Raw genomic sequence first — 22,807 nt, 5'->3', positions numbered from 1 at the left:
TTTGATGTTTAAAATCATGATGAGATTATTCGTTAGTACTTTGTTCCTGTGCAACCATCTGTTTTTCAGCAACTTTAAAGAATGGGTAGTAGGCCGCACCAGCAATTAGGAGCTCAATTGCTGACCAAACAGCCGCACGCCAGTCCCAGCCAGTTGCCATCAATGGACCGATGATTGGAGGCATCGTCCAAGGAACCATCGCGACGGGTGCGGAAATCCAGCCTAACGTGATGAATAGGTATGATAATGTAGCTAGAACTAAAGGAACCACGATAAATGGAATCATCGTAATAGCATTCATGACGATTGGGAAACCAAAGATGACGGGTTCGTTGATTTCAAATAAAGCACTTGGAAAAGCGACTTTACCTAAATCACGGTAGGTCTTACTGCGCGAGAACAACATTAAGGCAACTAATGTAATCGTAGCGCCAGTGCCACCAACGTTGACATAGAGACTTGAGAAGCCCGCTGCCGTGACGTATGGCAATGGTTGATGATGTGCTAATGCGGTTCCGTTTGCGGCTAAGAACTGCAGGAAGATCGGATCAGCGATACCCTCTAAGGTCATGTCGCCATGAATCCCACAGACCCATAGTAGACTGACAAGTAATGTGTAGACCAGAATACCAGGTAACGTGTTCATTGCGAACAATAATGGATGGAAAATTGTTTGGACAACTTGGTTGATATCGATGTGTAGTGGCATCCGAACTGTCCAGAATAATAGTAAAATAACAAAACCAGGGAACAAAGCGACAAATGAATTTGAAACGGCAGTTGGAACGCCTGCCGGTAGTTTAATAACAATGTTCTTCTTGACGAAGAAGTTAAAGATTGAAACGGCAATAAATGCCGTGATAATAGCAGTGAATAGGCCTGTTGAGGCGAAATTAGATGTATCAAGTACGAATTTATTGTTAAACGAGCTGATAATAAAGGCCATGGTTGCTAAGCCAGCTCCGGATAATGGATCAATTTCCAATGACTTAGAGAGTTCGTAGCCGATCCCGATAACGGCTAGTAATGAAATAATGCCAAAAGAGCCATTGACCGCGACGCTGATCATGTTAGCGTACGGTTTAATAAAGTTGGTCCAAGCGGTAATTGGAATATTACCAAGAATCAAGAAGACACTCCCACTAATAATAGCAGGTAGTGTTAAAACAAGTCCGTTCCGGACAGCCACCAAGTATTTGTTGTTACCAATCTTAGCCATTGGTGGCATAAGCGTATTTTGAAGCCATTCCATAAAGCGATGCATAAGAATCCCCCCTGTTCTGAATGAGTTAAGAATACTCAGTAAAAACAGCGTTGTAAACCCTTTCAAAACTCGATAAAACTATACATATCCTCGTTTCGGACTAGACCAATGCAGGCGTTGATAATTGGTACCAACAAATTATGATTAGACCTGATTATTTGAAAATGGTTAGAATAGTTCCAAAAAAGTTTACTTTAAAAGCTGTATTGGAAAATTACCATTTCAGATCTGATATAAATGATGTGAAATTGATTTAATGCTAAAAACCCAACAAGGTTGACGAGGCCTTGTTGGGTTTAAAGATAAATTAATATATAGGTTTTTGTAATGTAAATTGGCTGATAATGGAGAACTAAGCGGTCTTAATTCGGTTGAATTCAGCCATGTATTTCTTAGCGTTTTCAGTGACCGTATCAAAATCACCTTTATCGCCAGGTCCAACTAGATTACCACCAGCACCGACAACGGTGGCACCTGCTGCAAACCAGTCTTCCAAGTTATCTAAGTTAACACCACCAGAAGGCATGATGCTAATTTGTGGGAATGGTGCTTTAACATTCCCAATCATCTTAGTTGTTAAAGTATTCCCAGGGAACATCTTAACTAAGCTTGATCCGTATTGCATGGCAGTTTGCATTTCAGTGACGCTCATGCAACCTGGGATGTAAGGGATTTGGTACAAGTTACACAACCTTGCAACGTCAGGATCGAAGGTTGGTGCAACGATGAATTGTGCACCGGCCATTATTGCTAGACGCGCAGTAGTTGTGTCTAAGACAGTTCCGGCACCAATTACAGCGTCAGTGCCAGCAAATTTTTCACTTAAGCCAGCGATAACTTGATCAGCGTGAGGCACTGTAAAGGTTAATTCAATACCTTTAACACCACCCTTGATAGCGGCCTCAGAAGTCTTAGTTGCTTGTTCTGGTGTATTGCCACGAACAACGGCGATAACACCAGCTGCTTCAATATTCTTTAAAATTTCAACTTTTTGCATGTTTATCATTCTCCTGTAATCAATTGAGATTAACTCTCATTAGGATAACTGGTTATTATTAACGTACTAAGTAACCACCATCAACTGCAAGTAAATGACCATTGACGTAATTTGATGCAGGGCTTGCTAAGAATACGGCAACACCCATCAATTCGTAAGTCCCACCCCAGTGACCGGCAGGAATCCGATCAAGAATTTCTTTGTTACGGGCTGCATCTTCACGGATTGGTTCAGTGTTAGCAGTCTTGATGTAGCCAGGAGCAATCGCATTAACTTGAATGTTGTATTCAGCTAATTCGCTTGCAAATGACTTAGTTAAGCCGGCAACCCCATGCTTGCTTGCAGTGTATGAAGGAATGAACTTCCCACCTTGGAATGAAAGCATTGAGCCAATGTTAATGATCTTACCAGATTTTTGTTTAGCCATAACTTTACCAGCAGCTAATGACATATGGTAAACAGTGCTTAAGTTGATAGCAATGACACGGTCCCAATCAGCATCTTTAGATTCAAGTAATGGGTTACGTTTGATCATACCAGCGTTATTAACTAAGATGTCGATGTGGCCAAATGTATCAACAGCCTTTTTAACAACTTTTTCAGCAATGCCTTCTTCGGTCAAATCAACGTCCATAAATTCAACTTTACGACCGCGTTTTTCAACCATCTTACGAGTATCTTCCCAGCCAGCTTGACCAAAGGTTGGAATAAAGATGTCAGCGCCAGCTTCAGCAAAAGCAATACTGTAAGCTTGACCTAAACCGGTATCGCCACCGGTAACGACGGCAACTTTACCCTTCAATGAGTATAAGTCCATATTAAAGTGATCTAAATCTTTTTCACGAGCTAAAATATCTTCGCGTGTATCTGCCATGTAAAACACTCCTCTAATTTATATTATTTCTTTATAGGAAACTTGATTTCCTCTTTACAACTATTAATATAAAGCGCTTACTTAAAAAATGCAAGTACTATTTAAATAAAAGTAGTACCAAATATATATCATTCGAGATAATCGTTGTTATCCTTGTTAATCAGAAAGCTAACCAGTATAATTTATGGTGAATTATTTCCGGATAAGAAATTTCTGTGTTGGAAATAACGTAGGCCTAAAAGGGATTTCAAAGAGAAAATCAAGTGATTTTAGGAGAATGATAGATGGAAAATGAGAAGCCAAAGTTGTATGGTTCTGTATTAATAAAGGCTAAATCTATTTTAGATGCTATTTTAAATAGCGAGGCAGCGCCAACGTTAAATGAAATTAGTCAGTTAGCTGGAATCAATGCGCCAACCACATTAAAGATTTTGACAACGCTAGAAGTGCTAGGATTTGTGCGTCGGGATAGTGAGTCACGTCGTTATTATTTAGGAACCCAGTTTCTGACGTATGGTCAAAAAGCATCTGAAAGTTTTGATATTCGTTCTGTTACGCATGAACCGTTGCAACGCTTGCGTGACGCTACTGGTGAGACAGTTAATTTAGGAATTTATCAGGATGACCATGTTGTTTTAGTTGAAAAGCTTGAGAGTCCTTCAAGTATTAAGTTGAAGTCAACAATTGGTGGTCGTATGAGTTTATACTCGTCTTCGATGGGGAAAGCCATGCTATCACAATATTCTGACGAGCAATTGAAGGCCTATATTACCCGTACTCATTTTGAAGCGATTACAGCAAATACGATTGTAAAAGCAAGCAAACTGCGTGCAGATGTAACAAATATTCGTAGTGTGGGCTTTTCGGTTGATGATGAAGAGAATGAGCCCGATGTTTATTGTATTGGTGCGGCGATCGTTGGCGACAATCATATCTACGGGGCGTTCAGTGTCAGTGCACCGAAATATCGTGTACCAGAAGATCAACGAAGAAACTTTATTCGTTTAGTTTTAGAGACTCAGCACCAGATTCAACAGTTATTGTAGTCAAAAGAAAGTGAAGACTCATGCAACTTGCATGAGTCTTCACTTTCTTTTGAGCTTATTTTAATAATGTTTTTAAATTAACAAACAGTTAGTTTATCTTGCCGAATCGTTTTGAACAATACCTTTACGTTGTAAACGACGGTAATGCCACATGGTAACAATCGGCGTTAAGATAGCTGTAATTAGGACACAGGTTGCAACAATGGCAGTTGCAGAAGCAGCTACTGGTTTAAATGTTTTATCCATCTCAGCAATAACTACTGGAACAGAAATGGCAGCTCCGGCAGTTGAAGAAGCAGCCCAACCGGCTAAACCATCAGAACGAACAATGTAACGATCTGCAAGGTAAAGAACAAAGCCACTGATAAATACTACGGCCACGCCCATTAGAATCCCTACGAGTCCAGACTTTAGTAACATTGCAAAGTTCATACTATATCCAATTGTAAAGGCGAAGAATGGAATTAGGGCCCCACCCACAGGTTGAAACATTTTACGAATTTCAGGATCTAAGCCACCTAGGATTAGTCCAAGTGCAAATGGTACTAGTGTTGAGACCAAAGCTTGCCATGGAAAGGCACCAATCCCTGCAATACCTAATGTTAACATGGTGAAAAATGGGCCTGACTGGATACTGAAGAAAGGATAAGCTGCTAAATCAATTTCACGATCAGGAATGGTCGACATAAGAGCTGTGTATAGACCACCGTTGGCGGCATTAAACGAAGCAATTACGGCTAACGTTGAAAAACCAGAAAAGATACCACTGGTAATCCCGGTTATTGGCAACAACTTATTAATAATAATTCCGATCATTGCGGCTAATAGTACTTTTACGACTAATAGTGTAACGCCTTTGGCTGCAATTTTTCCTGATGCTTTTAGATTGATACCAGTCCCAATACAGAAGAAGAAGACGAATAGTAGTACTGAAGTTCCGGTCATAAATGTACCCGTAACACCAGTTAGTTCTACATCCAAGTTAGGCCATAGTGTGTGTACTAAAGCACCAATGATCAGTGGCACGATCATAATACCACCGGGGACTTTATCGATATTTTTTTTAATTGACATACTGAAAATCTTCTTTCCATAATTTATTAAATGGAAGCGTTGACATTTGCTGTGAATAATAAATGCAGAGCCGTGGCCCTGCATTTATCAGAACTATTAAAATTACTAATAAAATTAACGTAAGTCGTGCATGTCGACTTGATCCATATCATCGTATGTTTGGTTTTCGCCACACATTGCCCAAATAAAGGCATAGTTAGTAGTACCAACACCACAGTGAATAGAGAAGCTAGGGTTAACGATAGCTTGGTCTGGTTCAAGGAGAACATGTTTAGTGTTATTAGGAGTACCCATAAAGTGAACAACACGGGTATCAGGATCGGCGAATTCAGTGTAAAGATAAGCTTCCATTCGACGAGCATGAGTATGTGCTGGCATGGTATTCCATGAGTTACCTGGTTCAAGAACCGTATAACCCATTTGTAATTGACAAGTATCCATTTGGGAAGCATCGATATACTTGTGAATGGTACGCTTGTTCATATGTTTTTGATCGCCTAATGGCATTGAAATTGAGTCTTTATAAGCTAATTTCTTAGATGGGTAAGTCTTATGTGCAGGAGTTGAAACAACGTAGAACTTAGCTGGTTTGTCAGCATCATCAGATTCAAAGACAACATGTTTAGTTCCCATACCGATATAATAACCATCGTGTGGTTCAATATGTTCTTTCTTACCATCAATAGTTACGGAACCAGCTTCACCAATGTTGATAAAGCCAAGTTCGCGACGTTGTAGGAAGAATTCAACACCAAGTTGTTTGTCCAATTCGATTTCCAATGGTTCAGTGGTAGGCGTAACACCACCAAAGATCATACGATCGTTGTAAGTATAAGTTAAGTAAATATCACCAGCACTAAAGATCTTTTCCATCAGGAATTGTTCACGCATCTGATCAGTGTTGTAGTGATCCATATCTTCAGGACTGTGAGCATAGCGAGTAACCATATTAAATGACATAAATTAAAGCCTCCGTTTTCTAAATAAGAAATTGCATTTCTTGTTTGCGCTTACAAATTCAGTATAACGACTAATTTTAAAAAATCAAGCCTAAAATGAAACTCAAGAAGAAGTTTTTTCATAGCTAGATAATCATTTTATTTGTTAAAGTTTAGGGCGAGAGATGTTTTACAATTAAGATTAGTTGTTATTAAATAGACTTAGTAGGGAAATAGAAAGGTAATAACGACTATGGGAAAAATAACCATTCAAGAAGTAGCCCAAGCAGCAGGAGTTTCAAAAGCAACACTATCAAGATTCTTAAACCAAAATTATTCTCACATGTCAGAAAAAACACGACAACGGATTGCAGAGACTGTCAAAGCAATGGATTATCGCCCCAGTCGACGGGCACAGTCATTGAAGACCAATCATAGCCGGTTAATTGGAATAATGATCGCAGATATTTCAAATGTATATGTTTCACTATTGTTGAAAGGGATTACATCGTACTTAAAGACACGAGATTATCAAACACTAATTATGGAGTCTGGTAATTCGTTAGAGCAGGAGCAACAGCAACTCAATCAAATGCTGGATCAATCGGTAGAAGGGATTATTCTGCAGCCTAATTCTAGAAAATCATCAGATTATGACTTTATAGCAGCTGCCACAGTTCCGTTAGTTTTGATTGACCGTGAAACTTGGCCACCACAATGGGATACGATTGTAACCAATAATTTCCATGCATCTTATTTATTAGGTCAACAGGCCCAATGGTCATTGAAACCATATACGATGGGATTAGTAGTCAGTGAAAATATTCATGCTGTCTCAACACGGGAACAGCGTTTAGCTGGTTTTATTGAAGGTGTAGCGCCACTTAATGTAGAAACATTAGAATTGCAAGATATAGCAACACTTGGAGATCGAGTAGTGGAGCTGGTGGAACAAAAAGAGCATCCATTGATTTTTGCTAATAATGGTCAAGTTCTCGCTGCGATATTACAAATAGTGCAGACGCTCACCTTAAAAATACCGATAGATGTTGGTGTTGCGGGCTATGATGACTGGAATTGGGCGGGATTAGTTAGTCCAGGTATCTCTACAATTGAACAACACCCAGATAAAATTGGCTATTTAGCAAGTCAAACCTTAGTAAAATTGATTCAATCACCTGATCAATCTGAAGTCGCTAGAATACACTCCTATCCTGCAACGATTAAATTACGATCATCAATTTGAGAGTTGACAGATAAATACTTTGACAGTAACCTAGATTTTGTGAAAACGCTTTATTTATTTTTCAGCTAATAAAAGGTGGAGGAGCAATCAAATGAGCGAAATTTTAACAATTGGTGAACCGATGGCATTATTTGCAGCGCAAGATAGCGATGTTGAGCTCAAAGATGTTCAACATTTTCAACGATTTTTAGCAGGTGCAGAAGTGAATGTGGCAATCGGTGTTTCGCGGTTGGGACATTCAGTAGAGTATGTGACGCGCTTGGGTGCAGATCCCATGGGTGATTATATCAAGGATCAATTAAAGTTGAATCAGGTAGGGACCAATTATATTGATACAACCTCAGACTATTTAACGGGATTTCAAATGAAACAACACGTTACTGTGGGTGATCCAGCGACGTTTTATTTTCGTAAAGGCTCGGCGGCTTCACATTTAGAGAAGACACAGCTTGATCAGATTAATTTTGCTGAATTAAAATTAGCACACCTCACTGGTATTTTTCCGGGAACTTCTCAGCAGGCATTAGCTGCATTCAATTATTTGATGCCGTTACTGCGTCAACATCACATTCCGGTAACTTTTGATCCTAATTTACGACCTCAACTTTGGTCAGATACAAAGACGATGGTTCGAACCATCAATGGATTAGCGGCACAGGCCGATGTCATTCTGCCAGGAATTCATGAGGGTGAAGTGTTGGTCGGTTCTCGTGATCCGGAGACAATTGCTGACTTTTTTCTGAATAATGGTGAGGTCACTAGAACTGTTGTCGTTAAAGTAGGCCCAGATGGTGCATTCATCAAGACCAAGGATGGACAGCGAGCGACAGTACCAGGCTATAAAGTTGCCAAGGTTGTGGATACCGTTGGTGCTGGAGATGGCTTTGCTGCGGGCTTTATTACTGGCCAACTAGAAGGATTATCTATCGAAGGTTCAGCTAAGCGGGGGAATGCGGTTGGTGCGTTCGGTGTGCAATCTCGTGGTGATAATGACGGTTATCCAACGCCTACTGAACTTGAGCAATTTATGACGGCTTATGAGCGATTATAAAAAAATCAGTCGACAATTTCTAATTGTTGACTGATTTTTTTATTAGACAGATTACGGTATATACATTGTAAATTGCATATACTAAGTTAGTGTCGTGCGATTAAATGACTATTAAAGCGTTTTATTTTAGCTTTAAAACAATCTGGCAGACTGTATTGAAAAATTTGAATTAAGATCAAAATAGTGCCAAATTTAAAGTATTAGTGCAATTTTAGGTATGCGGTTACATTAAGAACTAACAGAAAATATAAAAAAAGGTTATGATGGTGAATACGGAGAGCAAGTATTTATAAATTAGACTGGATGTGGTGTTTTTATGAAAGTAGCAACTTTTGGTGAAATGATGTTACGGCTTAAGCCAAGTGAAAGTAAACGGATTTTGCAATCGGATAGCTTTGAAGTCGCTTACGGTGGCGCAGAAGCTAATGTTGCAGTATCACTTGCGTTACAGGGAGATGAATCCGCTTACATAAGCAAACTTCCTAAAAATCTGTTGGGAGATTCAGCGTTAGGGACGTTGCGGAAGTTTGGTGTTGATACTGAAAAAGTGCATCGTGGAGGTTCCCGTCTAGGTATCTATTTCTTTGAAAAAGGAGCTAGTGTCCGTGGCACGAATGTTGTTTATGATCGTGAGGGCAGCTCTTTTGCAACGGCCCAATCGGATGAATTTGAGTGGTCAGAAATTTTAACTGGTGTGAATTATTTTTACTTCTCAGGGATTACAGCAGCAATTTCTAATGAATTGCGACTCGCGATTTTAGATGCTTGTAAATATTGTGGTAAACATGATATTGAAGTGATTTTTGACACGAATTTTAGAGGCAAGATGTGGACGCCGGATGAAGCCCAAGCATTTTCAAAAAAAGTAATGCCCTATGTTAACGTGGTTTTAGCCAATGATGAGGATTTTGAAGCTAGCCTAGGAATTAAAGCATTTGATGGTGATATGCGGCATGGGCTTGATCAAAAGGATAGCTTTAAAGCTGGTATGCGGGAAGTTATTCACCAGTATCCAAATTGTCATACGGTTGCTAGTATTTTGCGTAATATTAACTCTGTGGAAGATAGTAAATGGTCCGCGCTATTGTTGCGTGATGGCGATTTCTTTGAAAGTGTGGTTTACAAATTGCATATCTACGAAGGTGTCGCGAGTGGTGATGCATTTGGAGCTGGGTTGTTACATGGATTTTTACACGAATTCAAGGGTCAAGAACAAGTTGATTATGCTATTGCAGCTAGTGTATTGAAATTAACGGTTAGTGGTGATTTGAATTTAGTTAGTGAATCTGAAATCCGAAGCATCATGCAAGATGGTGGTTCAGCAATGAATCGATAATCTAAAATAGCATAACCGTACTAAATATATAGATAATTAATATTCAATTTATGTGACTTAGTCTGTGCAACGTTGACATAGCACTTTTCCGTTGCTTATGATTGAATGGAAAGGGATTGAATATTAGTCATGGCAAAAGATAAAGTAATTATTGATCCGGATGAGTTCGCACGAGCTGTAGTGAGTGGCTCGAATTTAACAGCCGAGGATGATGTACGCGCTAGTAAAGATGCATTGAAACGCTATTTGGCCGCATACTTTTTAATTGAGAAGTTCAATAAGTTAGAATCAGAACCGTTCAAAATTAGTAATAGTACTAATTTTGAATATTTAATGAAAGCATTAGACCATATCAAAATGAGTTAAGGTGCTGAGATAAAGGAGGCTAGTAATAATAAGCCTTCTTTTTATTTTGCTTAATTTGAGACTCAAGCCGTATAATTTAAACATGCTAATTTTAAGCCTGTGTCTAAGGCGTAAAGTGAATGATTAGTGTCGAATTGAAAAACTTGGGGTAATTAAGTATGAAACCAACAATGAAAGATGTTGCGGAACAGGCTGATGTTTCTAAAAGTACTGTTTCACAGTATCTAAATAAGCGTTACTCATACATGAGTTCCGCTACAAGAGAAAAAATTCGGGTGGCCATTGAGGAACTTGGCTATTATCCGAATCAAATTGCGAAGAGTTTAAAGCAAAAAAATACGCATGTCATTGCATTTATATGTGCAACCTTATCGTCACGTTTTTCGTTGGAATTGCTTGCGACTATTGAAAGTGTTTTTCAGGATGCTGGGTACTCAGTTATTATTGCTGCTACTGAAGATGACCCTAGTAAGGAGCGGTCATTAATTAATTCTTTTATAGCAAGGCAAGTTGACGGAATAATTGTATTTCCAACGGAAGAAAATCGTGATTTTTATCAAAAACTACAGCAACGTAAATTTCCGGTGGTTTTTATTGATCGTTTACTTGATAACGTGGAGATTCCGAGTGTCCTTTTAGATAATAAGCGTGCAGGCTATGAAGCAACTCGAGAATTACTAAAGCAAGGACATCAAAATATTGGGATTGTGACGTTTCCTTTAGGTGATAATATAACGACTCGTGTGGAACGCATTCAGGGCTACAAACAGGCCTTGGCAAAATTTAATATTGAAATGAATACTGCTAATGTAATTAGTTGCTTATCCAATCAAGTGGATACTGAATTAACAAGCCTGTTAAAACAAAAGAATGCTCCTACGGGGTTAGTGCTAACGAATGATATTTTACTTGAAAAGACGTTGATGTGGGTTAAGCGGCATCATATCAAGATTCCAAATGAATTATCATTAGTGGGAATAGACGACGTTGTCTTTGCACAACTGTTTGACCCAGAAATTACAACATTAGCGCAACCGATAACAAAAATTGGGGTGCGTGCTGCTAAGCTTTTATTAAAAATGTTAGCGACAGATAGCAGTCTAATCGTTGAGGACTATCAGTATGCACCTGTGTTGAAACAGAGAAACTCAATAAAAAGTTTGTGAAAACGCTTGCAATTTAAAGGCGTGTGATTATAATTAGCTTTAAGTAAATCGGTTTAGTAATAAATTTTAGCTGGCATTTAACGATTGGTGGAGCGATTCACCAATTAATTTTTGGAAGTTTAGTAAACCGGTTTACAAAAAACAACCTCTTTGCGCAGAGATGGCCGTTAAACTATAAATGGAGGACCTTGATATGGACATTTTTATCGAAATTATCAAGAAACCGGCAATTATAATCGCTTTAGTAACGTTAGTTGGGTTAATCGCAATGAAAAACAAACCGTCAAAAGTGATTACGGGGACCATTATTTCGTTTGTTGGTTTTTCAATGATTAAGCTAGGTAGTAGTATTCTAGCAACTGTTTTAACCGCTTTTAGTAAGCTGTTTGATAGTGCATTTAAGTTGCAGGGGGTTGTTCCGAGTAACGAAGCCATGATGGCGATGACAATGAAGGACTTTGGCAGTGTGGCGTCCTTGATTCTGATTGTAGGTTTAGTTACAAATATTTTAGTCGCACGTTTCACGCGTTTTAAGGCTGTTTACCTGTCACTTCATTTAGCCTTATTTACATCGTTTGCAATTGCCGCAGTTTTCAAGATGATGGGCTTTAGTACTGTAATTGCAATTATTGTTGGAGGAATTGGTTTAGGATTATATATGGCAATTTCACCAAGTCTATTAGGACATTACACTAAAGACGTTGTTAACTCTGAGGATTATACGATTGCACATTCTGGAACACTGGCGTACCTATTAGGTTCAGTAACGGCTAAGAAATTTGGTAATAAGTCGCATGATGCCGAAGAAGTTCAAGTTAGTGATAAGGTCATGTTTTTGAAGGATCCAATTGTTGCAACGACGCTGACTATGTTTATTCTGTTTGCTGTCGCAGCGTTATTTACAGACGCCACGACATTAAACAAAGTGACGTTAAATGAAAACGCTTTTATATTTTCGTTAGAGCAAGCCGCTACTTTTGCCGCTGGTCTATACATTGTTAAAGCCGGAATTAAGATGTTTGTTGACGAAATTGTGCCTGCTTTTAAGGGGTTTGCGAAAATTTTTGCACCTGGTGCAATTCCTGGTGTCGATGTCTTAGTATTATTCGATAAGTCACCAAATACAGCGTTAATAGGTTTTCTGACTTCATTTGCAGTGGGTGTTGTAATGATTGTGGTACTACCGCTATTAGGGATGCCGGTGATTGTGCCAGGATTGATGGCTTGTTTCATCACTGGGGGTGCCTCAGCGATCTTAGGTAATGCTGAAGGTGGTATTCGCGGCGCTATAATTGCTAGTGCGATTGACGGCCTATTACTGGCATTGATGCCTGTGATCTCGATTGCGTTGTTTGCTAAGTTAGGAGTGCATGGGACAACCTTTGCGGACCCTGATATGATTGGTATGGCAGGTTTGTTCTGGCTGATTTTTCACTGGTTCTGAGTTTTAGGTAATTAAAATTATAAAAGGTAAAATTTGAAAGGATGATGGATTATGTTTTTTAAAGATAGCGAAATTAAATTAGACCGGGTTGATGATAACACGTTACGCAAGACATTGGCTTATGGAGATGGGTTGATGAATACGTTGTGTATATTCGAACATGGTTTGGCTCCAGATACCACCATTCCGTTTCATCATCATATTCATGTGCAGACAACATACGTTTTGAAGGGTTCATTCAAATTCGCAATTAAATATGCAGATCATACGGATATTCAAGAAGTACATGTTGGCGATAGTATTTACTTCCCAAGTGATCATGAACACGGTTGTATTCCGTTAGAAGATGATAGCCGGTTGCTTGATTCGTTTACGCCCATCCGGGAAGACTTTCTCTAATTATTACAAGTAAACAAAAAGCAGATCATTGATTGTGTCAATGACCTGCTTTTTTGTACAAGTGAAAAAGATATTAGTGGTTGGATTATGTCGTAGGTCTAGTTTTTGTGAGCTGCTTCCATATGAGGCCCACTGTCTATGAATGCTGTTATATAAGTGTTTATAAGAGATTGCGGAGGGATAGGAAAACTTTGTAAACCGGTTTCCTGCATATGTGGTACAAAGAGCATGTAATACTGATATTGCGGAGAATGTGAAATTGTTATTAAATGTAACTTGTAAGCGGTTGCAATTGAGCGATATCAATACTATTTAAGGTTTAGGGAGTGGATATAGCATGGCACAATACGAAAAAAAAGACATCGAAAGTAAAATCGATTTACTTGTCGATAATGAAATTCATTTGAGTGATCCAACTGGTGAATTTTCAATTAAAGTTGCGGATGGATCAATTATCGATAATAAGAGTTTCGACTTCTGGGAATGGACTTCTGGCGTAGGTTTATACGGAATGATGAAGTACTACAAGCTAACGCGTAAGCAATATGTTCTAGATAGACTTGTTAAATGGTATGATGATCATTTTGCACTGGAACCTGTTGAAAAGAACATTAACACGATGGTGCAAATGTTGACACTAGCTTATCTTTATGAGGAAACCGGTAACCGTAGCTATATTCCACATCTTGAAGCTTGGGGAGACTGGTTATACTATCGCTTGCCCCGTACGGAAAAAGGTGGCTTCCAGCACGTTACGTTTGGGGATTTAAACCCTGATGAAATGTGGGCTGATACGCTAATGATGAGTATTTTGACGCTGGCAAAATTGGGTAAAACATTGAACAAGCCGGAGTACATTGAAGAAGCCAAAAAACAGGTTCTGTTACATATTCAGTTCTTACAAGATAAGCAGACTGGACTTTGGTACCATGGCTGGAGTTTCAAACGACGTGATAATTTTGCCGGTGCATTCTGGGGTCGCGGAAATTCTTGGATCACAATTGCCTTCCCTGAACTACTATGCTTGTTAGATTTGCCTGAGGGTGATTCATTCCGTGAGTTTGTGACCATGAATCTCGAGTATCAAATCGAAGCACTAGCTAAGTATCAAGATGAGAGTGGTTTGTGGCATACGTTAGTTAACGATCCAAACACTTATCTTGAAGGCTCTGCAACGGCTGGATTTACTTATGGGATTTTGAAGGCAATGCATGAACATCTTATTGATGACACCTATCGCGACGTTGCGATGAAAGGGATTCATGCATTGTTCGACAATATCGATGAAACTGGTGCCTTGGATAAGACCTCTGCAGGAACGCCCATGGGTGAAACCAAAGACTTCTACAATGGCATCAAGATTTCAAATATGCCTTATGGACAATCAATGGCTGCTCTGGCATTAACTGAATATTTAAAGGAATTTTTCTAAAATGACAGCGCTTACTAAATGGCGAATGAGTACCCAAGCTGTTCAGTAAGTCTAACAGACTCAATATAGTAAGGAGCGTTTTAAACATGAAAGTAGCTGATTCAGCAACAACGACCGATGTTTCACCAGCCACGGCTGGCGTCCAAATGGTTAAAAAAGATTTTAAGCCCTTTGGGATGCGAGACAAGATTGGTTATATGTTTGGCGATTTAGGAAATTGTTTTATTTTAGGATTGGTCAATAGTTTCTTAACTATTTACTATACGAATGCATTAGGAATTTCAGGTGCAATTGTTGGGATCTTGTTCTTAACAGCCCGGATTATTGATGCTTTCGCGGATGTTACCGTTGGTCGGATGGCCGATGTGGCTAAATTAACAGATGCTGGACGTTTCCGTCCTTGGGTTCGTAAGATGAAATACCCATTCTGTGCAATTACAGTTATTCTTTTCTTACCATTTGTTAACAACTGGGGTATGACCGCAAAAATTATTTACATTTTCATTACTTACCTGGTATATGGGGTTGTGAACTCTTGTATCAACATTCCTTACGGTTCAATGGCTAGTGCTATTAGTGATAATCCTGATGATCGTGCTTCATTATCAACATTCCGTAGTGTTGGTTCTGCCATTGGTGGTGCAACTACTGGTTTTATGATTCCTCTATTGGTATACAAAACCTTAGCTAACGGTCAACAAGTTGTTTCAACTAATCGTTTCTTCATGGTTTCTATGCTCTGCGCCATTATTGCATTTATTGCTTATAACGTTACTTATCGCTTAACTACTGAACGGGTTCAGGTTGAAAAGACTGAAAAGGTTAGTGCGGGTAAATTAATTAAAGGTTTATTTACAAACCGTGCACTGATGTCATTGGTTGTGTGTGACCTGTTTATTGTTATTAACCAAAACTTGTCAGGAACCTTAGCAACTTATCTCTTTACAGACTATTTTAAAAATAAACAAGCTTTATCAATTGCCTTATTGTTCACGTATGGGACTGTGGTTGTATTAGCTCCATTTGCCACAAAATTGATCAAAAATGTTGGTAAACGTGAAGCTTCAATTGTTTGCTTACTATTTGGGGCTGCAATGTACTTATTGATGTACTTCATGCACATTACAAATCCTTGGTTATATTTAGTTCTCTTATTCTTGGCTACTTTAGGTTCGGGGATGTTTAACTTGATGGTTTGGGCATTTATTACAGATGTTATTGACTACCATCAATATCTAACTGGTTTCCGGGAAGATGGGACTGTTTATGGTGTTAACTCCTTTGCCCGAAAAGTTGCTCAAGCAATTGGTGGCTTTGTTGGTGGATTTATGTTAACTGCTATTGGCTACATCTCATCGACTACTGGTGGGGCAACACAACCAACAGCAGTTGTTAACAGGATATATACAATTGCTAACCTGATTCCAGCAACGTGTTTAGCCATTGGTGCTCTAATTCTTATTTTCTGGTATCCATTAAGTAAGAAGAAGATTGACGCAGTGGATGCTGAATTAGCAGCGCGCCGTGCTAAAGAAGCTTAAGCAATTAGGTCAAAAAATAAACGGTGCACTCAATATTTGAGGCGCCGTTTATTTTAATTGAGGTGCAATTAACTATCTAATTTAGAAAATTAGGATTAGTAATAAACTTGAAATGGAGTGTGTTTCACTATGGCCAAAGATAAAATTAAATTGGACAAAGAGAAATTTGCGTATGCGGTTGTGAATAATTTTCATCCTGAAGAATCGGATGATTTAAAGGCATCAAAGGAAATTTTGAAGCGATATTTAACAGCTTATTATATGGCGGAGCGATTTAATACGTTGGAAGATCGCCAATTTGATGCTGCTAAAGGCTTAGATTTCAGCTTGTTAGCGTCTGGAATTGATGCAATTACATTACGGTAACGTATAAAAAGACTTGATCCGAGTTGGGTCAAGTCTTTTTGATGTTTAGAGTTCCTGATGTTATTAATTTATATTTTGAGCAATTTCTTGTAGTCGAGTTAATGATTGTTCAATTTTATCGGCTGAAAGTTCGTCGGCGATGGCATAGGCATTGGGTTGTGCCTCGTTAATTGTTCTTAGCATACTTTCAATATCGACGCAGCCTGAACCGATCGGCGTAATTTCAATATGATTATCATGATAGATGTAATCTTTTATGTGATAGGCGTAGATTCGTTCTCCGAAGTCATGAATGCTTTGTTGCAGAATCTGAATTGGATCATCGTCAGCATCCATTACAAGCGATCCTGGATCTAAAATAATCTGTAGATTAGGTGAAGGGATAGATTGTAATAATTTTTTAGTAGTTGCCAGCGAATAGATTGGATGATTTACACCGGGTTCGATGCCAACTAGACAACCCACTTTTTCAGCTGTTGCCACCAGATCACGAATAACCTCAATCGTTTCTTCTATTTTAATTTTTGTGAAATTATTAGGGGTTTTATGAAAAGTAGGATCAACGCTGCCTGTCTCAGTTGCAACTAATTCAGTACCGAATGTATTGGCAGTCGCTAAGTATTTTTTGAACTGCGCAAGAACCCGTTCTCGTTTAGCTGAGTCAGGATCGATAATATTAACGTAGCAGCCTAAAACAGCGATTTTGATTTTATGCTGATCAAAGGCTTGTTTCACGCGATTAGCAAGTCCAAAATTAATGCTAGCACCATCATGAGTCAATCCAGCGAGGGAAACGCGAGGAGCGAATTGGACATAATGGAAGTTATGTTCACCGAGGCTGAGTGCCAGTTTTTCTGGATCGTCAAAAATATGAATATCATGTGCACGAATACCAATTTTCATTTATAATCGTCTCCTAGTTTTAATTAATCATCTATACAATGAAGTTGCTTTAAATCAGCGTTGACAACGTTTTCATTATCAATTAAACAATGATACAATAGTATTTACAATATGGTATTTCAATCTTATTTGTATCTAATTTACAGGGGTGCTTATTTTGAATAAACAATTAGATGATTTATTACACCAATTAACGGATGTTGAAAAAATCCAAAAGCAAACGCATGAATTTGTACAAGATTTGCCAGACGATACAATTGATGCTAGCGATGACAGTTTCATACATTTGAATAATCGTCATTTTTTTAGAAATAAAGATATTTATGTCAGTAAGCATAATCGCTATGCGAAATATCCATTACATACACATCAGTTTCTGGAATTAAATTACATGTACTCAGGGCATTGTACGCAATATATTGATGGTAATCGTGTAGAGCTTAATACGGGAGACGTTGTTTTGCTGAATGTTGGTAGTTCACATAGTTTGGAAGAACTTGGTGATGACGATATTTTAATTAATATTTTGTTTAGGAATAAAGCAATTCATCTTGATTTATTGGATAAACTGTACGATTCAGAAAGTGTCTTGTTTAATTTTTTGATGAATACACCCACGCGTAACCAGACAGAACCGCTTTTTATTTGCTTTAAGAAGCATGGCGATTCAGAAGTTACGCATATCATTGATACGGTTTTGTTAGAGTATTTCTTTTCCAGAAATTTCTCAAATCAAATTATTAGTAGCTACCTACCAATTCTGTTAATTACGCTAGTCAGAGACTATCAAAGTGAAATTATGGATAAATCAAAGCAGCGATTGAATGATCACGTTGTCTTGACTGTTTTGAAGGATATTGAGAAAGGTTACGCCACGGTATCTCTTCAGTCAGTAGCTAAAGAATTAAACTATAATCGGTATTATCTAAGTAATTTAATCAAGAAAAAGACGGGCAGTACGTTTACAGAATTGCTTAATCAGCAAAAATTATTACAGGCGCAATTACTTATTACCTCTACTAAGTTGCCAGTTTCGCAAATTATTCGGCAAGTCGGCTTCTCGAACAAGAATTATTTCTACAACAAATATCAAGAGAAGTATGGGCATTTACCTACAGAAACGCGTAATCATTAATTATTGGTGTTGTTAACGATCGTTGCTTGGTGTGGAGTGATAGAACTCTTTATACTTCTTATAAAAAAAGGTTTTATTAGTTATACCAACCTGGCTCATAATAGAGGTTACAGGAAGTGAAGTTGATGTGATTAGTGTTCGCGCTTGTATAAGACGTTGTCTGGTTAGTACCTCACTAAAAGTTTGGCCAACTTCGCTCTTAAAGATATTACTTAAATAGTTTTTATTGTAGTTATAACGATCAGCTAGATCATTCAGGCTGATCGTTTTATATTCGGCAGCGACATCTTTTAGAATTTGAATCGCAAGCAAACGGGTTTTACTTTCTTGGTGAGGGTGATTGAGTGGATACTCGCGAACTAATTGAACCAGTAATATAGATAAATAAGACTTGATGATGCTGTTAGCAAAGTCATGTTTCAAGTAGTACTCGTCAATAATACGATCAAGGGTTTCTTGAATCGCAGTACTACGTTTTTTGGGGAACAATAAATAATCTCTTTTCTTGCTAGTATCGCTGATAACTTGATTTAGCAGAAACTCATAGAGAATATTGTTACTTCGACGTAAATCACTCAGTAAATTAATGCTGATATTTTTAGTTCTAAATAGAATATTGATTAATATGTCATTGTTGCTAAGCGCTGCAATTGAATGTGTGGAACCAACATCTAGTAAAAGCAAATCACCCGTATGAAGTGTAATTGATTTACCGTCAACGACTTCATGAACGCTTCCTTGTAGAACATAATTCATTTCCAGGAAGGTATGAGTATGAGACGGGTAATCTGCGTAACGGTTGTGTCGACTGATGTAGATATCTTTATTTCTAAAAAAGTAGTTGCTCAGTACTCGAGTATGTTCTTCTTGTGAAAGTTCTGTGTTAATGGCATAGGACGGCATGTCTTCAACAAATTCATGCGATGTTGATTGCTCTTTTTCAATTAATGTTGGCTGCTTTAAAAGATTTAAAACACGTGTGTTCATTCACAATCCTCCCTGTAAATATGATACGAACTATCCTTATAAATGTCATTGTAGCACCTAGATGATAATAGGTAAAATGTATTTATAAATTAATGAAAGCGGTTACTTTATATAGGAGGTTGTTTTGAAATGAGCAATGATAATGGTAAATCACACGGTTCCACAATTGCTGTATCAATCACAAACTTTTTAGATTCAGGTTCGATTGTCGCAGGTGCTAGTGGGTTAACGCTTTGGACGAAAGCGTTGGGCTTATCTAGTTTCCAAGTTGGATTGTTAGGTGCATTGAGTGCCAATGCGTTTGGCTCTGCAATTGGGGCGTTAATTGGTGGTCATTTGTCAGATAAGTATGGTCGAAAAGTCATTTACACTTACGACATGTTAGTTTACATGGTCGGAACGATCATCGTTGCGTTGTCCGTTAACTTTCCAATGTTACTAGCTGGTTTTATGATTACGGGGATTGCGGTTGGTGCCGGAGTACCAGCATCCTGGACTTATATATCTGAAACATCAGGTTCAACTAACCGAGCTGAAAATATCGGAATTTCACAGTTTGCATGGTCACTTGGTCCCGCTATTATTTTTGCCGCCGGGGTTGCATTATCACCACTTGGTGTAATGGGTAACCGGATCTTATTTATTTTCTTAACCATCGTCGCCTTTATTGCATGGCGTATGCAAAGCAAACTGGAAGAATCACCCGTTTGGGTTGAACAGAAGCAGTTGGAAAAAGCAACGGGCGAAAAGCCACATCCATACCGCGATTTGTTCTCTAACATGATTAATATTAAAACATTATTATTCTTGATTGGTGTATATATGTTCTGGAACCTGGTTGCCGGAGCAATGGGCTTCTTCATGCCATTTGTTTATGAAACAGCAGGTGGCTTAACTAATATGCAGGCCAACTTATTACAAGCAGTTCTCTGGGTATTCACGGCCATTGCCACTTATCTAGGCTTTGCCAAGTATGGTGATCGTGCTAACCATCGTATTTTCTTCGGTGTTGGTGGTGCAATGGCAGTCGCTTCATGGATTATCTTAACTTATTCTGGAATGAACTGGATTAGCCTTTGGATCTTCGTTGCTGTTTGGGGTATCTCTGCTGGTATCGGTGCGCAAGCTTGGTATGCACTCTGGGCGACCGAATTGTTCCCAACTAAGTACCGAGCCGGATCACAAGGTGTGATGTTCTTCATTGTCCGGGGATCGGCTGGTATTTGGTCAATTATCTTCCCAACAATTCTGACAACAATGGGCTTCAAAGCTGCCGGAACGTTCATGATTGGTTTACTAGTTATCTCTCTAATCATCGGAATTATCTGGACACCACAAACACGGGGAAAATCGTTAGATCAAATTACGAAAGAACGTTATGGTGATGAACTTGATCAAAGCAGTCATGTAGAAGAAATTAAATCAGAAACTACTGAGGATGTGAAGTAATGGAATCTTATATTGCCGTTGACATTGGAGCGTCGAGTGGTCGATTGATGCTTGGTCAACAAAAATCAGGTCAAATAACCTTACAGGAAGTTCATCGTTTTTCAAATGGATTTGCGTTGCGAGATGGCCATGATCGCTGGGATGTTGATCATCTAATTCACGAGATCTTTAGTGGTCTTGAAAAAGTTAAACAGATGGGTATTAGTGATGTAAAGCTTGGTATTGATACCTGGGCAGTGGATTACGTGCTAGTGGGTGCGGATGGTCAAAAATTGGAAGACCCAATTAGCTATCGTGATAAACGTACGCACAATGCCATTCAGCAATTAACTAGTGATCTGCCTAGAGAGTACATCTATGAGAAAACGGGTATCCAATTTCAGGATTTTAACACGTTGTATCAGCTCTATAAAGAGAACCATGAGTTACTATCTAAGACCGATAAAATCATGATGATGCCTGATTATCTGGCTTACGTTTTGACTGGCAATGCGGTTACTGAAATTACAAATGCATCAACGACGCAAATGCTCAATCTACGTGTAGGCCTATTTGATAAGGATTTGCTAGGAAAGGTCAACGTTTCTCAAGACCAGTTCCCAAGATTAGTTGAATCAGGGACTATCTTAGGCAACGTTAGTCATAAGTGGCATGAACAGTATGATATTCCAGATGTTGAAGTCATTACAGTTGCGACTCATGATACAGCCTCAGCCGTAGTAGGAACGCCGGGTGAAGGTGATCGGTGGGCATTCTTAAGTTCTGGAACGTGGTCATTACTAGGAACAGAATTGAATGTTCCAGAAAACGGTCTCCAAGCCTTTCATGAGAATTATACGAATGAATGGGGCGCTTACGGAACTTATCGCTTCCTGAAAAATATTATGGGACTATGGATTGCACAGTGTGTCCGGCATGAATTAGATGATCAGTATAACTTTGGTGATCTAGCAGCTTTGGCTCAAGAGGTTCGACCATTTGAACAATTCATTGACATCAATGATGACCGGTTTACCAATCCCGATAATATGATTCAGGAATTACAAAACTACTGTCGTGAAACGAAGCAAAAAGTACCGGAGACACCGGGTGAGTTATTCCAAGCAATTTATTCTAATTTATCGTTATTCTACGCAAACGAATTGACGAAACTTGATACTATTTTGGGCTACCATATCGATACGTTAAACATTGTTGGTGGTGGTAGTAATGTAGCGCTCATGAATCAACTAACGAGTACGTTAGCGGACGTTACGGTGATTGCGGGACCAAGTGAAGCAACGGCGGTGGGTAACATCATGGTCCAAATGATTGCTGCAGATGAAGTAGAAAACATCAACGCAGGACGGCAATTAATTGCTAAATCGTTTGATTTGAAACGCTACTTACCAGAAACCAATAAGTACGGTGACATGCTAACGAAGTATCAACAATTCTTGAAAAATCAGTCTAAGGAGCTGGTATAAATGGTTCGATTAGGTCAAGTGATGTATCTCCACAAGGATGCGTATGCAGAATATGAGAAGCGGCATGCGGAATTATGGCCAGAAATGAAACAAGCTTTGAAGGAATACGGTGCGACTAATTATTCAATTTTTCTGAACAAATTGAATGGTCAAACACTTGCTTATCTAGAAGTTCCGGATGAGGCAGCCTATAACAAGATTGCTGAAACGGATATCTGTAAGAAGTGGTGGGCGTACATGGAACCACTCATGGATACTAACGAGGACAACAGCCCCGTCACGACGGATCTTCAAGAAGTCTTTCACTTAGATTAATTTAGGAGGAAT

Annotated in this window: 22 protein-coding genes; 15 read left to right on the top strand and 7 right to left on the bottom strand. The window is 38.7% G+C overall.

Features of this window, described 5'->3' with window-relative positions; translation table 11 throughout:
- Positions 1-25: 25 nt before the first annotated feature.
- The 3 genes from ACG95_RS00410 to kduD form a co-directional block, all read right to left on the bottom strand.
- A complete protein-coding gene (locus tag ACG95_RS00410) occupies positions 26-1,264 on the bottom strand; it encodes a PTS sugar transporter subunit IIC (protein ID WP_047998591.1) in 1,239 nt (412 codons plus the stop codon).
- A 352-nt stretch (positions 1,265-1,616) separates the two neighbouring features.
- The gene (locus ACG95_RS00405) at positions 1,617-2,261 is read right to left on the bottom strand and encodes a bifunctional 4-hydroxy-2-oxoglutarate aldolase/2-dehydro-3-deoxy-phosphogluconate aldolase (RefSeq protein WP_047998590.1); all 645 of its coding nucleotides are present in this window, start codon (positions 2,259-2,261) and stop codon (positions 1,617-1,619) included.
- Positions 2,262-2,319: 58 nt separating this feature from the next.
- Positions 2,320-3,135: a 2-dehydro-3-deoxy-D-gluconate 5-dehydrogenase KduD gene (gene kduD, locus ACG95_RS00400; protein WP_047998589.1), complete on the bottom strand. Its 816-nt coding sequence runs from the start codon at positions 3,133-3,135 to the stop codon at positions 2,320-2,322.
- Positions 3,136-3,419: 284 nt separating this feature from the next.
- Here kduD and ACG95_RS00395 point away from each other — a divergent pair, with 284 nt between their 5' ends.
- On the top strand, positions 3,420-4,181 hold the full coding sequence (locus tag ACG95_RS00395; protein ID WP_047998588.1) for an IclR family transcriptional regulator: 762 nt from the start codon (positions 3,420-3,422) through the stop codon (positions 4,179-4,181).
- 93 nt (positions 4,182-4,274) lie between these two features.
- Here the strand turns inward: ACG95_RS00395 and ACG95_RS00390 are convergent, their stop codons facing one another.
- On the bottom strand, positions 4,275-5,255 hold the full coding sequence (locus ACG95_RS00390; RefSeq protein WP_047998587.1) for a 2-keto-3-deoxygluconate permease: 981 nt from the start codon (positions 5,253-5,255) through the stop codon (positions 4,275-4,277).
- Between the two features lie 114 nt (positions 5,256-5,369).
- The gene (gene kduI / locus ACG95_RS00385; protein ID WP_047998586.1) at positions 5,370-6,215 is read right to left on the bottom strand and encodes a 5-dehydro-4-deoxy-D-glucuronate isomerase; all 846 of its coding nucleotides are present in this window, start codon (positions 6,213-6,215) and stop codon (positions 5,370-5,372) included.
- 231 nt (positions 6,216-6,446) lie between these two features.
- On the opposite strand from kduI, the gene ACG95_RS00380 reads away from it, so the two are divergent.
- The 10 genes from ACG95_RS00380 to ACG95_RS00335 all read left to right on the top strand — a co-directional run bounded on the left by ACG95_RS00380 (position 6,447) and on the right by ACG95_RS00335 (position 16,540).
- Entirely contained in the window at positions 6,447-7,439 is a 993-nt protein-coding gene (locus ACG95_RS00380) for a LacI family DNA-binding transcriptional regulator (RefSeq protein WP_047998585.1), read from the top strand.
- Between the two features lie 91 nt (positions 7,440-7,530).
- Positions 7,531-8,490, top strand: coding sequence for a sugar kinase (locus ACG95_RS00375; protein WP_047998584.1), 960 nt, complete (start codon positions 7,531-7,533; stop codon positions 8,488-8,490).
- A gap of 316 nt (positions 8,491-8,806) precedes the next feature.
- Positions 8,807-9,826, top strand: coding sequence for a sugar kinase (locus ACG95_RS00370; RefSeq protein ID WP_047998583.1), 1,020 nt, complete (start codon positions 8,807-8,809; stop codon positions 9,824-9,826).
- A 129-nt stretch (positions 9,827-9,955) separates the two neighbouring features.
- Positions 9,956-10,192, top strand: a complete 237-nt coding sequence (locus ACG95_RS00365; RefSeq protein WP_047998582.1) for a hypothetical protein — start codon at positions 9,956-9,958, stop codon at positions 10,190-10,192.
- Between the two features lie 158 nt (positions 10,193-10,350).
- Entirely contained in the window at positions 10,351-11,358 is a 1,008-nt protein-coding gene (locus ACG95_RS00360) for a LacI family DNA-binding transcriptional regulator (protein WP_047998581.1), read from the top strand.
- A 193-nt stretch (positions 11,359-11,551) separates the two neighbouring features.
- Positions 11,552-12,802, top strand: a complete 1,251-nt coding sequence (locus ACG95_RS00355) for a PTS ascorbate transporter subunit IIC (RefSeq protein ID WP_047998580.1) — start codon at positions 11,552-11,554, stop codon at positions 12,800-12,802.
- Between the two features lie 51 nt (positions 12,803-12,853).
- Positions 12,854-13,201 carry a cupin domain-containing protein gene (locus tag ACG95_RS00350; protein WP_047998579.1) on the top strand — a complete coding sequence of 116 codons (348 nt, stop codon included), beginning with the start codon at positions 12,854-12,856 and terminating at the stop codon, positions 13,199-13,201.
- A 337-nt stretch (positions 13,202-13,538) separates the two neighbouring features.
- On the top strand, positions 13,539-14,633 hold the full coding sequence (locus tag ACG95_RS00345) for a glycoside hydrolase family 88/105 protein (protein WP_047998578.1): 1,095 nt from the start codon (positions 13,539-13,541) through the stop codon (positions 14,631-14,633).
- A 146-nt stretch (positions 14,634-14,779) separates the two neighbouring features.
- The gene (locus ACG95_RS00340) at positions 14,780-16,174 is read left to right on the top strand and encodes an MFS transporter (RefSeq protein ID WP_047998758.1); all 1,395 of its coding nucleotides are present in this window, start codon (positions 14,780-14,782) and stop codon (positions 16,172-16,174) included.
- Positions 16,175-16,303: 129 nt separating this feature from the next.
- The gene (locus ACG95_RS00335) at positions 16,304-16,540 is read left to right on the top strand and encodes a hypothetical protein (protein WP_047998577.1); all 237 of its coding nucleotides are present in this window, start codon (positions 16,304-16,306) and stop codon (positions 16,538-16,540) included.
- A 63-nt stretch (positions 16,541-16,603) separates the two neighbouring features.
- Here ACG95_RS00335 and ACG95_RS00330 read toward each other — a convergent pair whose 3' ends face one another.
- Complete coding sequence (locus ACG95_RS00330; RefSeq protein ID WP_053072618.1) at positions 16,604-17,443, bottom strand: sugar phosphate isomerase/epimerase family protein; 840 nt, start codon at positions 17,441-17,443, stop codon at positions 16,604-16,606.
- A gap of 157 nt (positions 17,444-17,600) precedes the next feature.
- On the opposite strand from ACG95_RS00330, the gene ACG95_RS00325 reads away from it, so the two are divergent.
- A complete protein-coding gene (locus ACG95_RS00325) occupies positions 17,601-18,578 on the top strand; it encodes a helix-turn-helix domain-containing protein (RefSeq protein WP_047998576.1) in 978 nt (325 codons plus the stop codon).
- Positions 18,579-18,590: 12 nt separating this feature from the next.
- Here the strand turns inward: ACG95_RS00325 and ACG95_RS00320 are convergent, their stop codons facing one another.
- Positions 18,591-19,565, bottom strand: a complete 975-nt coding sequence (locus tag ACG95_RS00320; RefSeq protein WP_047998575.1) for an AraC family transcriptional regulator — start codon at positions 19,563-19,565, stop codon at positions 18,591-18,593.
- Between the two features lie 129 nt (positions 19,566-19,694).
- Here ACG95_RS00320 and ACG95_RS00315 point away from each other — a divergent pair, with 129 nt between their 5' ends.
- The 3 genes from ACG95_RS00315 to rhaM are packed head-to-tail and all read left to right on the top strand — an operon-like array spanning position 19,695 to position 22,795.
- Positions 19,695-21,014, top strand: coding sequence for an MFS transporter (locus tag ACG95_RS00315; RefSeq protein WP_047998574.1), 1,320 nt, complete (start codon positions 19,695-19,697; stop codon positions 21,012-21,014).
- Positions 21,014-22,480 carry a rhamnulokinase gene (gene rhaB / locus ACG95_RS00310; RefSeq protein WP_047998573.1) on the top strand — a complete coding sequence of 489 codons (1,467 nt, stop codon included), beginning with the start codon at positions 21,014-21,016 and terminating at the stop codon, positions 22,478-22,480. Before ACG95_RS00315 ends, rhaB begins: the two co-directional genes overlap by 1 nt.
- Positions 22,481-22,795 (top strand): L-rhamnose mutarotase, encoded by a 315-nt coding sequence (gene rhaM / locus ACG95_RS00305; protein WP_047998572.1) that lies wholly within the window; start codon positions 22,481-22,483, stop codon positions 22,793-22,795.
- Positions 22,796-22,807 lie beyond the last annotated feature (12 nt).

The organism is Lactiplantibacillus herbarum, assembly GCF_001039045.1.
Taxonomy (GTDB): domain Bacteria; phylum Bacillota; class Bacilli; order Lactobacillales; family Lactobacillaceae; genus Lactiplantibacillus; species Lactiplantibacillus herbarum.
This window is presented reverse-complemented; position numbering and strand designations above follow the sequence as displayed.